This is a genomic window from Campylobacter sp. CNRCH_2007_0968H (genome assembly GCF_025773245.1).
Classification (GTDB): Bacteria; Campylobacterota; Campylobacteria; order Campylobacterales; family Campylobacteraceae; genus Campylobacter_D; species Campylobacter_D lari_D.
The window spans coordinates 1-11896 of sequence record NZ_JAKMTQ010000002.1 but is presented as its reverse complement, the minus strand read 5'-3'; the positions used below and the strand labels follow the sequence as shown (position 1 = coordinate 11896).

The window sequence follows — 11896 nt, the reverse complement described above, 5'->3', positions numbered from 1 at the left end:
TCTTAGCTTTCCATTTTTTGAGTATTTTTTTCATCTTTTTGAGTTTTTTCTTCTACACGCGAAAGTTCTTGTATATCTTTTTCTAAATCATTAATTTCACTTTTTAACTCTTTGGTATTATTTAAAATATCTTCTTTGAGTTGATCAAATTCTTCAAAACTCAGTTTTTTTCTGATATTTTCGTTAGTTTGTGAAAATTCATCTTTGTATTTTTGTGCTTCATCTTTTAACTCTGCTATTTTTAATTCTTTATTGATACTTGCTTTTGCTTCATCAATATTACTTTTAATGGCTTTTAAAATTTTTGCAATTTCAACTATAGTTGAAGGTAGTTTTTCAGGCCCAAGAACTAAAATAGCTATAACTAAAATAACTAAAATTTCTCCAAAACTCATTATTTTATCTTCTTTCGCTTAAATATATAGTTTGCATTTTACATAAAAATACTTAAAAATACTATTACTTTTATAATATCAATATATAAAGATATATTGATATATTAATATATTTTTGTTATGCTTATTTTAAAATGAAATGGAGTGAAAGATTATGGAAAAGTTATTTTTTATTTTTAAAGATTTTTTGATTTTATTTGTTGAAATTTCTATTTTATTTATATTAGTTAGTATGCTTATTGCTTATCTTAATGAGCGTTATGCTAAATTTTTCAATGAACATTTAAAGAAAGATTCTTTTGTAAGTTATATAAAGGCTATTCTTTTGGGTAGTTTAACTCCCTTTTGTTCATGTTCAAGCATACCGCTTTTAAATGCATTTTTGAAAGCTAAAGTACCACTTGGAGTATGTATAGCTTATTTGATAACTTCGCCTTTAATTAATCCTATTATAGTAGTGATGTTTGTAGTAAGTTTTGGCTTAAAAATCTCTTTATTTTATGTGGGATTTTTATTTAGCGTGATTTTATTTATTGCTTTTTGTGTTTCAAAAATAAACACTCAAAGATTTTTTAATGAAGACTTTTTAAAAAATGATTTAGAGCAAACTTCAAAGTGTTGTTCTAATGATACTTCTAAAAGTTTATGCTGTGAAAAACCTAGCTCTATTTTTGTTAAAAATTCTAAAATTAGCAGTAAAATTTTAAAATTTAAGACTAAAACAAAAGAAAATAAAATCAAAATATTATTTATGCAAAGCTTTAATGAATATAAAAAAATTCTGCCATATATTATTATTGGTATGGGTATTGGGGCTTTTATACACGGCTTTTTTCCGCAAGATTTTTTTCAAAATTATATGAAAGATTATGGGGTATTGGGTGTATTTATAGCAGCATTTATAGGGGTTTTGCTTTATATGAATTGCACTGCTATGATTCCTGTAGCACTAGCTTTAACTACCAGTGGAATTCCGCTTGGTATAATGATGAGTTTTTTAATAGCAGGAGCAGGGTGTTCTTTACCTGAACTTATTTTACTTAAAAGAATTTTTAAAACAAGCTTTTTGTTTTTATTTGCAGGTATGATTGTTTTTATTGCAATTAGTTTTGGACTTTTAATGTTTTTTATATAAGGAATTTTATGCAAGAATTTTTAAAAATAACAAGTGCAATTAACGATGAAAGCAGGATTTTAATCCTAGCCTTTTTACAAAAATACGGAAAACTTTGCGTGTGTGATTTGCAAAGCTCTTTAAATATGAGTCAATCAAGGCTTTCAAGACATTTAAAAATTTTAAAAGAAGCTAATTTTTTAGAAGTAGATAGACAGGGTGTTTGGGCGTATTATGGAGTCAAAAAAAATTTAAATAATTTTTGCAGCGATATATTAAAAAATATCAACGAGCTTTCTATAAAGCTTCCTGAGCTTAAAAAGTTTTCTTGTGAATGCAAAGTTTAAGTGCTAATATACAAGGCTAGTTCATCGCTTAAAAGATAATTAGTATTATAAAAAAATCCATTTTTATATACTAATTTCCCTTTTTTGCTAAGAAACATTGCCTTTTCTTTTTCTAAAGGTTCTAGCTTTGTTTCATCCACTCCTATAATGCTTCTAAGTCCTAGAAAAATATGCTCTAAACACAAATCTTTTGAATTTAAATTTTCAACCTCTCTAAAACAAGGATTTGCTATATAATCTTTTAAACTTTTTTTAGTATAAAATCTTTGATTTTTTGAAAATCCTACTGCACTTAATCCACATCCTATATAGTCTTTTCCTTGCCAATAAGCAAAATTATGTTTGCAAATTTGTCCAAAATTACTGATTTCATATTGTTTATAACCAAGATTTTCAATTGCTTTGATAAAATGTTTTGCAAGACGTGGAGCGTTTTTTTTAAAATGAAATTTTTTAGCAAATCTTGTCTTTTCTTCTATAGTTAAATTATAAGCACTCACATGGCTAATATCAATTAAAGCGAGTTTAGAAATTTCATAATCAAGCATTTTACTATCATCGAGTTTTGTATCATAAATTAAGTCTAAATTTATATTATTAAATCCTGCTTTTTTTGCATTTTCTATACTTGTAAAAATGCTTTTTTGATCATGAATACGCCCAAGGAATTGTAATTTTTTTTCATGAAAACTTTGCACCCCAAAAGAAATGCGGTTAAAACCTAAATTTTTTATCTCTTTAAGCCAAGAAAAATTGCTTGAGTTAGGATTTGCTTCTATGCTTATTTCATTATTTTTTTGTAAATAACTTTGTATAAAAATAAATATTTTTTCATAAAAACTAGCATCCATTAAACTAGGCGTTCCACCGCCTATAAAAACAGTCTTTATGGAATTTTTATCAAGCATAAAAAAATCTAATTGATATTTTATATCTTGCATTAATGCGTTTAGATAATCTTTTTCAAAATCTTTTTTTTTAAGTGAAGTAAAAGAACAATAAAAACATTTACTTTCGCAAAATGGTATATGTATATATAAATGCATAAAACTTCTTTAAAATGTGATTATAAATTCGTATTTTTTTGTTAGAATTATATTATTAAAAAGTCAAGGATAAGAAAATCATGGAAAAAGAAAAAAAATATAGGCCAAATGTAGCCGCAATAGTGCTATCATCAGCTTATCCTTTTGAATGTAAAATTTTACTCGCTAAACGCAATGATATGGAAAATATATGGCAGTTTCCTCAAGGTGGAATAGATGAGGGAGAGGATGCTAAAAGTGCGTTATTTAGAGAATTAAAAGAAGAAATAGGTACAGATGAGATTGAAATTTTAGCCGAACATCCTGAATGGATTAGTTATGATTTTCCACCTAAGGTTGCACAAAAAATGTATCCTTATGATGGTCAAAATCAAAAATATTTTTTAGTTAGATTAAAAAACAAAGCTATTGTTAATCTAAATACTAAAAATCCTGAATTTGATGCTTATAAATTTGCTTCATTAGAAGATGTGTATGATATGATTAATCATTTTAAAAAGCCTATATATATTAGAGTTTTAAAATATTTTAAAGAAAGGGGGTATATTTAATGCTGGTCGTACAAAAATATGGGGGAACGAGTGTAGGAACGCTTGAGCGTATTGATGAAGTTGCTAAAAGAGTGGCAAAAAGTAAAAAAACTTGCGATAAGTTAGTTGTAGTAGTTTCTGCAATGAGTGGAGTTACTAATGAGCTTATTGATTTTGCACATCATTTTAGTAAAAATCCTTCAGGTCGTGAGATGGATATGCTTTTAAGTAGTGGTGAGCGTGTAACTTCATCTTTACTTGCTATTGCATTAAATGAAATGGGTTTAAAAGCTACTGCATTTTCCGGACGCAATGCAGGGATTATTACAGATGATGTTTATACTAAAGCAAGAATTGAGCACATTGATACTACAAATATTAATACAGCTTTAGATGAGGGGTATATTGTAGTAGTTGCTGGCTTTCAAGGTATCGACAAAATGGGTAATGTTACTACTTTGGGTCGTGGCGGAAGTGACTTAAGTGCAGTTGCATTAGCAGGAGCTTTAAATGCTGATTTGTGTGAAATTTATACTGATGTAGATGGGGTATATACTACCGATCCTAGAATTGAACCAAAGGCTAAAAAGCTAGATAAAATTTCTTATGAAGAAATGCTAGAGCTTGCAAGTTTGGGAGCTAAAGTTTTACAAAATCGCTCTGTAGAGCTTGCTAAAAAATTAAATGTAAAATTAGTTACTAGAAGTAGCTTTAATGAAAATGAAGGGACGATCATTACTAAGGAGGAAAATATGGAACAAGCTTTGGTTAGTGGTATAGCACTAGATAAAAACCAAGCAAGGGTTACTTTAAGAAATATTGATGATAAGCCAGGAATTGCTGCTGAAATTTTTGGAACTTTAGCAAATGAAAATATCAATGTAGATATGATTATCCAAAATGTAGGTGTAGATGGAGCTACAAATTTGGGCTTTACTGTGCCTGAAAACGAGCTTGATTTAGCAACTAATGCTATGAAAAAAGTTTTAGGTGCTAATGCTAATATAGAAACAGATAGTGCAGTGGTAAAAGTTTCAGTTGTGGGTGTGGGTATGAAATCACATTCTGGAGTAGCTTCAGCAGCTTTTAAAGCATTGGCAAATGAAAATATTAACATACAAATGATTTCTACAAGCGAAATTAAAATTTCAGTTATCGTGCATGAAAAATATGGTGAATTAGCTGTAAGAGTATTGCATGAAGTTTATAAACTAGATGTATAAATGAGTAATAGTTTTTTAAAATTTACCCTAGAACAAATCCGAGAAAATGGCACTTATACAAGTTGGTTAGAAGAAAGGCGTCTTGAATGGTCGCCTTTGATCGCTTCTAAGTTAGCTTTGCTTTTGCAAGGTTATACTTTTATTGTGATTACTGATGATCAAAGAGCTTGGTTTGAAGAGTATTTTTTAAGTCAAATCAATGCTAGCACTACAAGACCTTTAGTGCCTTTTGTATCTTTAAAAGGAATTTATAACAAAGCTTGCAATACCCAAGAAGATATAGATTTACTTAATGATCTTTTAAGTATTTCTTTTCCCAATGGTTATGCTTTTTTTTATATAGGAACTAATACAGGATTTAAATTTAAAATCGCTAATTCTAAAGCAGAAAGTATGCTTTGGCTTTTTGATGAGCAATTACAAAATAGCTTTTATCTTTCCTCGCGTGATAAAGAATTAGACTATAAGCTTATTTCTTTATATAAAGTATTTGAGCAAAGCTTAGAGGCTGTGCTTTTTTCTAAGGTAGAAATTTGAATCTAAGAAATAAAATCATTATCCATAATGATTTTGAGTTTATGCAAGAAAAACTCACAGAAGAATATGGTCAAAAAAATCTTAGATTTTTCATACCTAAAAATCCTGACTTAGAATTAAGATTAAATGACTTAACTTATGACAAAAACGCTCAAGCAACCGCAAAAGCCATTATGAAAGAAAGCTATGTAGCTGAAGCGCAAGCTAAAATTATTGTTATACTAGCTAAGTCTTTTCGTGAAGAAGCACAAAATTTTTTATTAAAGCTTTTTGAAGAGCCACCAAAAAATGTGTATTTTATCATCGTAGCTCCTTCAAAAAATGTTTTTTTACCTACTATACTTTCAAGATTTATCATAGAAAAGCATAAAATTCAAAAAGAAAAGATGTCTTTAAATTTAGATCTTAAAAAAATGGATCTAGCTCAAATTGCTTCATTATTAAAACAATATGAAAATATAGACAAGCATGAGTGTTTAGATTTAATTAGTGTTTTAAGCTATGAGTGTTTTAAACAAGATATAAAATTAAACGATGAAGAAATTGAATTTTTTTATAAAGCTTATGAGTTAGCTAAATTAAATGCAAAGCCAACTATTTTACTAAGCACCATAGCTTTAATTTTACACGAGAGAAAAAATGAAAATCATTAAAATCAATCCCAACACAGACTTTGAACAAATTTCTAAATATATAAAGCCACACAAAGCAGGTGAGAAAATTATGAGTGAAAAAACTCAAATTCATTTTTTTCTTATCAAAGAATTAAGAGCACCTGCTGCAAATATACTTAAACAAGACGCACTAAGGGTTGGAGCTGAACTTGTAACACACAAAGAAGTTATACTAGGTAAAGAACATACTAATGCCTTGCTTATGGTAACACAAGATCAAACTAAAAAGCTTATAGAAAAAGAAAAACTGCAAGATTTTAAGCTTAAAAATTTAGCACTATTTTTAAAGTCTAATTTTGCTAAACCAAAATATGCAAAAATCATGGGTGTGATTAATGTTAATGAAGATAGTTTTAACGCTCAAAGTAGGGTTAAAGAAAATGAAGTTTTAGAAAAAATCGAACTCATGATTTCTCAAGGGGCTGATTATATAGATATAGGCGGGGTTTCTTCAAGGCCTGGAAGTGTGTATTGCGGGAAAGAAGAAGAGTTTAAACGCTTAAAAAATACCCTAGATTTAATCTATAAAGAAAAACTTTATGAAAAATGTATTTTTAGTTTAGATAGTTTTGATGAGTATTGTTTAGAATATGCTTTAAATAAAGGCTTTAAGCTTATTAATGATATCACCGGTTTTAAAAATGAAAATTTAGCCAAACTAGCTTTAAAATACAAAGCCACTTATACACTCATGCATATACAAAATACCCCACAAAATATGCAAGATAACCCGCATTATGAAGATGTGTTAGCCGAGCTTGATGATTTTTTTACACAAAAGCTAGAAAGGCTAAGTGAGCTTGGTTTAGAAGATGTGATTTTAGATGTTGGTATTGGTTTTGGTAAAAGCCCTTGGCATAATATGATGTTAATCAAACATTTAGAGCATTTTTTACGCTTTGAAAAAGAACTTTTAATCGGAGCTAGTAGGAAAAGTATGATAAATGCTTATTTTAACTCAAGTGTTGAGCAAAGACTAGCGGGCACACTTTATTTACATTTAGAGGCTTTTAAAAATGGTGCAAGTATTATAAGAGTGCATGATGTGTATGAACATAAGCAAATGTTTGAACTTGCAAAAGCTATGGATGAACTTTCTTTGGAGTAATGATGACTTATCAAGAGTATTTAGAAAAGGTAAAATTAGCAAAAGAATGGATGAGGGCTTATTATGAAGATGATGAGCCTTTAGCAAGCGATGAAGAATATGATAAACTTATAAGAGAGTTAAAAGCATTTGAAACGCTTCATCAAGAAAAGATTTCTAAAGATTCTCCTACGCAAAATATCGCCCCAACTATACAAAGTGAATTTTACAAACTTGCACATAGTGCAAAAATGTGGTCTATGGAAGATGTTTTTGATGAAGCTGAGCTTAGAGCTTGGGCAAAAAGAGCTAAATGTGAATTTGATTTTTTCATAGAACCTAAATTTGATGGAGCGAGTTTAAATCTTACTTATGAAAATGGTATTTTAATCAGCGGTGCTACAAGGGGTGATGGAGAAGTAGGCGAGGATATTACTTTAAATGTAAAAGAAATATCAAACATACCTCAAAAAATTCCTTATAAAGACAAGATAGAAATTCGTGGCGAAGTGGTAATTTTAAAAGAAGATTTTGAAAAAATCAATGAAAAAAGAGCTAAAGATGGCTTGAGCTTATTTGCAAACCCACGCAACGCAGCAAGTGGTTCACTAAGACAGCTTGATACAAGCATTACAAAAGAAAGAAATTTAAAATTTTATCCTTGGGGAGTGGGGGAGAATTCTTTAGAATTTAGCAAGCACTCTGAAGTAATGGAGTTTGTAAGAAGTCTTGGTTTTTTAAAAGATGATTTTGTTTTTTGTGTTAAGACTTTAGATGAGGTTTTAGAAAAATATCACGAGCTTTTAGAAAAAAGAGATCAAAAGCCTATGATGATGGATGGTATGGTTGTAAGGGTAGATGATTTAGCTCATTGTAAGCTTTTGGGTTATACCGTGAAATTTCCAAAATTTATGGCTGCGTTTAAATTTCCTGCTTTGGAAAAAACTACAACATTGCTTGGGGTTAATTTGCAAGTTGGAAGAAGCGGAGTGATTACCCCTGTGGCGGTTTTAGAGCCTGTAAATTTAGATGGGGTTGTAGTAAAATCTGCAACCTTGCATAATTTTGATGAGGTAGCTAGACTTGGAGTGATGATAGGCGATAGCGTAAGTGTGATAAGAAGTGGAGATGTTATACCTAAAATCACTAAAGTTTTTACTCAAAGGCGTGATGGTTTAGAAAGTAAGATCACTAAACCAACTCTTTGTCCTGAGTGTTTAAGTGAACTTTTAGATGAGGGTGCTTTTTTAAAATGTCAAAACTTAGATTGTAAAGCAAGACTTGTAAATTCTATCATACATTTTGTATCTAAAAAGTGTTTAAATATAGACGGCCTTGGAGAAAATATCGTCGAGCTTTTATTTAAAGAAGGAAAAATCACTAACATAGAAAGTATATTTTTCTTAAAATATAGTGATTTTGAAGGATTGGAAGGTTTTAAAGAGAAAAAAATCAACAATCTTCTAAGTGCTATTGAAAATGCAAAAAAATGCCCCTTATCAAGGTTTATCACTGCTTTGGGTATAGAGCATATTGGCGAAGTAGCAGCTAAAAAATTAGCTCAATCTTTTGGCTTTGAATGGTTTATGCAAAGCTATGAAGCTTATGCAAATTTAGAAGGCTTTGGCGAACAAATGGCTAAAAGCTTAGAAGAATTTACCCATGTCAATGCAAATCGCATTAAGCATTTTTATGAAATTTTACATTTAGAGGATGAGAAAAAAGAGCTTATTATAAATGATAATATTTCTAATAAAACCTTTGTTATCACAGGCACTTTAAGCAAATCACGCGATCATTTTAAAGAACTAATCGAAAACTTTGGAGCAAAGGTAAGTTCAAGTGTGTCTAAGAAAACTGACTTTGTATTATATGGAAGTGAAGCAGGCTCAAAGCTTGAAAAGGCTCAAAGCTTAGGGGTTAAGTGCATCAATGAAGCTGAGTTTAACGCTCTTTTAGGTGATGATGATGAGGTATGATGTCTTTGTAAGTGCAAAGTTAAACATTTCTCGCAATAAAGCTTGTGAGCTTATAGAAAACAAGCAAATTTTACTCAATAGTGAGTTTAAAAAAACCTCTTTTAAAATCACATCTTTAAATCCTTTAGAAGATGAGAGTTTAAAACTCACGCTTTTAGAAGAGCTTTTTGTAAGCAGAGCTGCTTTTAAGCTCAAGCATTTTTTACAAGAGCATACATTTACTATCAAAGATAAAATTTGTTTAGATATAGGTTCATCGACCGGAGGTTTTGTGCAAATTTTACACCAAAATAATGCTAAACACATTACAGCTTTAGATGTAGGTTCTAACCAACTTCATGAGAGCTTAAGAAATTTAGAAAATATCCAAATTTGTGAAAACACTGATTTGCGTGAGTTTAAAAGTGAAATTTTATATGATGTTATCACTTGTGATGTGAGTTTTATATCTTTAACACATTTGATTTTTCATATAGATAAACTTGCTAAAGATCTTATCATCTTGCTTTTTAAACCTCAATTTGAAGTAGGTAAAAATGCTAAGCGCGATAAAAACGGAGTGGTAAAAGATACCAAAGCCATCAAAAATGCTAAAGAAAGCTTTGAAAAAGCTTGTGCAAAGCTTGGTTGGATCTTGCAAGCAAGTCAAGAGTCACACTTAAAAGGAAAAGAAGGTAATGTTGAGTTTTTCTACGCCTATAGAAAAAACTAAGATCACAAATTTAGCCATAGGGCGTTTTGATGGTATGCATTTGGGGCATTTTGAACTTTTTAAGCATTTAGATGAAAATGGTGCCTTATTTATCATCACTAAAGAGGAAAAAGAAGCCCTAACACCTAAGGATTTTAGAGTAAATTTGGTTGATTTTCCTTTGATTTTTTGTGATTTTGATAAAATCAAGGACTATAAAGGCGAGGATTTTTTAAAGCTTTTAAAGCAAGAATTTCCCAAACTAGAAAAGATCATTGTAGGTTATGATTTTAAATTTGGCAAAGAAAGAAAATGCAGTGCCAAAGACATACAAAGTCTTTGTGGTATAAACACCATCATCGTAGATGAGTTTAAAATTCAAAATAAAAGTGTTCATACAAGTATGATTAAAACCTTACTTAAAGAAGCAAAAGTCAAAGAAGCTAAAAATTTTCTAGGTAGATTTTATAATATACAAGCAAATATCATCAAAGGTCAAGGCATAGGTGCTAAAGAGCTTTTTGCAACTTTAAATTTACATACAAAAGACTTCTTTTTACCCAAAGATGGCGTATATGCGACTTTAGTAAAGATTGAAAATAAAAGCTATCATAGTGTAAGTTTTATAGGCATAAGATCTACTGATAAAAATTTTGCTTTAGAAACGCATATTTTAGATGAAAATTTCACAAACACAAAAGCAATTTTAGTTGAGTTAAGTTTTATTGACTATATAAGAACTAATGAGAAATTTAACGACTTAGCCTTATTAAAAGCACAAATTAGTAAAGATATTGACAAAGCAAAAGAAATTTTAGGAAGATTAAATGAAAGATGAAATTTTTAAAAAACCCTTAGAAAAACAATTTGAATTTGATAAAAGCGTAGCAAGTGTTTTTGATGATATGGTGTCAAGATCTGTGCCTTTTTATACGCAAAATTTAAAACTCATAGTCAAACTTATTGATCATTTTGCACCACAAAATGCGAGAATTTGTGATCTTGGTTGTTCTACGGCTAGTTTATTGCTTGCACTTTATGAAAAAAGAAAAGATTTTCTTTTAAGTGGGGTTGATGAAGCTAATGCTATGTTAGAGATCGCCAAAAACAAATGTCAAGCCTTTGGAGCTAGGGTGGAATTTCATCAAAAAAATTTAGATGATTTTGAGTTTTTTAAAAATGATGTTTTTATAGCTACTTATACTTTGCAGTTTATCCGCCCACCTAAAAGACAAGAATTAGTTGATAAAATCTATCAAAACTTAAAAGAAAATGGTATATTTGTGCTTAGTGAAAAAATTCTTTATGAAGATGTAAAAATAGCTAAAAAAATGATACAAATTTATGAGCAATATAAACTAGAGCAAGGTTATAGTAAGCTAGAAATTTCAAGCAAACGAGAAGCCTTAGAAAATGTCCTCATTCCTTATACTCAAAATGAAAACATAGCTATGCTTAAAAAGGCAGGATTTTCTAAAGTAGAAAGTGTTTTTAAATGGGTAAATTTTGAAACTTTCATAGCTTTTAAATAAAAATATTTTTTATAACAATGTGTTTTAGAAAAATAATTATGAAGCCATGGAAGCAAAAATATTATTTTTTAACCATAAAGTCTATTTTATAGTAATTTTAAATTTAAGATACTTCTTATCTTAAATTATACTTAAGTAAAAATTTATAAATAAAATATTAATATTCTACACTTATTGTTAAAATATTAGCAATGGGTATTGTAAAACACACAAACAAATAATGAATCAATCAAATACATTAACTATTTTTGAAAGGACTTTTTCAATGAATATAAATTTATCCAAAAATCACCTCACGGGGGGGGGGGATACGATAATTTTCGTTTTAACTCAAACACTTTAAACCCTTTAAAAAACTATAAAAACTTTAATCTATTAAAACTTTCCCTACTCACTATACTTTCACTAAACTCTTTAGAAGCTGCCACCCAGGCAAATTATGATAAAACTTCTAATGCTTATGTAATTAAAAAACACCATTATAATAATAATGATGTCTATGATTATAATCTTGATACATATAAACTCTTAAGTGGTAAAAACTTCTATGGTCAAATGGCTAGCAATAAAAACCTTTCAAATATTACTTTAATTTATGATAATCCTAAAAACAAAGCTCATGAAAAAATGAATGATTTATATTTTAAACAAGACATACTCACTCCAAGTATTAAAGAAGATATTTTTGTAGTTAATGGCTTTCATAGTTCTAACTCAGCTAATACTACCCTAAATCAAATC

General features: G+C 29.2%; 14 protein-coding genes. 12 read left to right on the top strand and 2 right to left on the bottom strand.

Annotation, left to right across the window (positions count from 1 at the left end):
• Nucleotides 1-2: 2 nt before the first annotated feature.
• Nucleotides 3-395: a Sec-independent protein translocase protein TatB gene (gene tatB, locus L8Y18_RS01295; protein WP_133319203.1), complete on the bottom strand. Its 393-nt coding sequence runs from the start codon at nucleotides 393-395 to the stop codon at nucleotides 3-5.
• A gap of 154 nt (nucleotides 396-549) precedes the next feature.
• Between tatB and L8Y18_RS01290 the strand changes: the two genes are divergently transcribed.
• Nucleotides 550-1530, top strand: a complete 981-nt coding sequence (locus L8Y18_RS01290; protein WP_133319202.1) for a permease — start codon at nucleotides 550-552, stop codon at nucleotides 1528-1530.
• Nucleotides 1531-1538: 8 nt separating this feature from the next.
• Complete coding sequence (locus L8Y18_RS01285; protein WP_263662398.1) at nucleotides 1539-1856, top strand: ArsR/SmtB family transcription factor; 318 nt, start codon at nucleotides 1539-1541, stop codon at nucleotides 1854-1856.
• Here L8Y18_RS01285 and hemW read toward each other — a convergent pair.
• Nucleotides 1853-2902, bottom strand: a complete 1050-nt coding sequence (gene hemW / locus L8Y18_RS01280) for a radical SAM family heme chaperone HemW (protein ID WP_263662399.1) — start codon at nucleotides 2900-2902, stop codon at nucleotides 1853-1855. The two genes, L8Y18_RS01285 and hemW, sit on opposite strands and share 4 nt — an antisense overlap.
• Before the next feature lie 80 nt (nucleotides 2903-2982).
• On the opposite strand from hemW, the gene L8Y18_RS01275 reads away from it, so the two are divergent.
• From L8Y18_RS01275 to L8Y18_RS01230, 10 genes are all read left to right on the top strand, one after another.
• Nucleotides 2983-3453, top strand: a complete 471-nt coding sequence (locus L8Y18_RS01275; RefSeq protein WP_133319199.1) for an RNA pyrophosphohydrolase — start codon at nucleotides 2983-2985, stop codon at nucleotides 3451-3453.
• Nucleotides 3453-4655: an aspartate kinase gene (locus L8Y18_RS01270; protein ID WP_263659611.1), complete on the top strand. Its 1203-nt coding sequence runs from the start codon at nucleotides 3453-3455 to the stop codon at nucleotides 4653-4655. Before L8Y18_RS01275 ends, L8Y18_RS01270 begins: the two co-directional genes overlap by 1 nt.
• The gene (locus L8Y18_RS01265) at nucleotides 4656-5192 is read left to right on the top strand and encodes a HobA family DNA replication regulator (RefSeq protein WP_126340811.1); all 537 of its coding nucleotides are present in this window, start codon (nucleotides 4656-4658) and stop codon (nucleotides 5190-5192) included.
• A 41-nt stretch (nucleotides 5193-5233) separates the two neighbouring features.
• Complete coding sequence (locus tag L8Y18_RS01260) at nucleotides 5234-5845, top strand: DNA polymerase III subunit delta' (RefSeq protein WP_263662476.1); 612 nt, start codon at nucleotides 5234-5236, stop codon at nucleotides 5843-5845.
• Complete coding sequence (gene folP, locus L8Y18_RS01255) at nucleotides 5832-6974, top strand: dihydropteroate synthase (RefSeq protein WP_263662400.1); 1143 nt, start codon at nucleotides 5832-5834, stop codon at nucleotides 6972-6974. Before L8Y18_RS01260 ends, folP begins: the two co-directional genes overlap by 14 nt.
• A 2-nt stretch (nucleotides 6975-6976) precedes the next feature.
• Nucleotides 6977-8932 carry an NAD-dependent DNA ligase LigA gene (gene ligA / locus L8Y18_RS01250; RefSeq protein WP_263662477.1) on the top strand — a complete coding sequence of 652 codons (1956 nt, stop codon included), beginning with the start codon at nucleotides 6977-6979 and terminating at the stop codon, nucleotides 8930-8932.
• Nucleotides 8922-9644, top strand: a complete 723-nt coding sequence (locus L8Y18_RS01245) for a TlyA family RNA methyltransferase (RefSeq protein WP_263661375.1) — start codon at nucleotides 8922-8924, stop codon at nucleotides 9642-9644. Before ligA ends, L8Y18_RS01245 begins: the two co-directional genes overlap by 11 nt.
• Entirely contained in the window at nucleotides 9610-10461 is an 852-nt protein-coding gene (locus L8Y18_RS01240; protein WP_263676110.1) for a bifunctional riboflavin kinase/FAD synthetase, read from the top strand. Before L8Y18_RS01245 ends, L8Y18_RS01240 begins: the two co-directional genes overlap by 35 nt.
• Nucleotides 10451-11155 (top strand): carboxy-S-adenosyl-L-methionine synthase CmoA, encoded by a 705-nt coding sequence (gene cmoA, locus L8Y18_RS01235; RefSeq protein ID WP_263662402.1) that lies wholly within the window; start codon nucleotides 10451-10453, stop codon nucleotides 11153-11155. Before L8Y18_RS01240 ends, cmoA begins: the two co-directional genes overlap by 11 nt.
• A 555-nt stretch (nucleotides 11156-11710) precedes the next feature.
• Nucleotides 11711-11896: hypothetical protein (locus L8Y18_RS01230; RefSeq protein ID WP_263676109.1), on the top strand; the 186-nt coding region annotated here is incomplete at its 3' end.

Excerpts from the sequence above, each read along its gene's own strand:
- tatB (WP_133319203.1), bottom strand. The coding sequence starts at position 395 with ATGAGTTTTGGAGAAATTTTAGTTATTTTAGTTATAGCTATTTTAGTT.
- L8Y18_RS01290 (WP_133319202.1), top strand. The coding sequence starts at position 550 with ATGGAAAAGTTATTTTTTATTTTTAAAGATTTTTTGATTTTATTTGTT.
- L8Y18_RS01285 (WP_263662398.1), top strand. The coding sequence starts at position 1,539 with ATGCAAGAATTTTTAAAAATAACAAGTGCAATTAACGATGAAAGCAGG.
- hemW (WP_263662399.1), bottom strand. The coding sequence starts at position 2,902 with ATGCATTTATATATACATATACCATTTTGCGAAAGTAAATGTTTTTAT.
- L8Y18_RS01275 (WP_133319199.1), top strand. The coding sequence starts at position 2,983 with ATGGAAAAAGAAAAAAAATATAGGCCAAATGTAGCCGCAATAGTGCTA.
- L8Y18_RS01270 (WP_263659611.1), top strand. The coding sequence starts at position 3,453 with ATGCTGGTCGTACAAAAATATGGGGGAACGAGTGTAGGAACGCTTGAG.
- L8Y18_RS01265 (WP_126340811.1), top strand. The coding sequence starts at position 4,656 with ATGAGTAATAGTTTTTTAAAATTTACCCTAGAACAAATCCGAGAAAAT.
- L8Y18_RS01260 (WP_263662476.1), top strand. The coding sequence starts at position 5,234 with ATGCAAGAAAAACTCACAGAAGAATATGGTCAAAAAAATCTTAGATTT.
- folP (WP_263662400.1), top strand. The coding sequence starts at position 5,832 with ATGAAAATCATTAAAATCAATCCCAACACAGACTTTGAACAAATTTCT.
- ligA (WP_263662477.1), top strand. The coding sequence starts at position 6,977 with ATGACTTATCAAGAGTATTTAGAAAAGGTAAAATTAGCAAAAGAATGG.
- L8Y18_RS01245 (WP_263661375.1), top strand. The coding sequence starts at position 8,922 with ATGAGGTATGATGTCTTTGTAAGTGCAAAGTTAAACATTTCTCGCAAT.
- L8Y18_RS01240 (WP_263676110.1), top strand. The coding sequence starts at position 9,610 with ATGTTGAGTTTTTCTACGCCTATAGAAAAAACTAAGATCACAAATTTA.
- cmoA (WP_263662402.1), top strand. The coding sequence starts at position 10,451 with ATGAAAGATGAAATTTTTAAAAAACCCTTAGAAAAACAATTTGAATTT.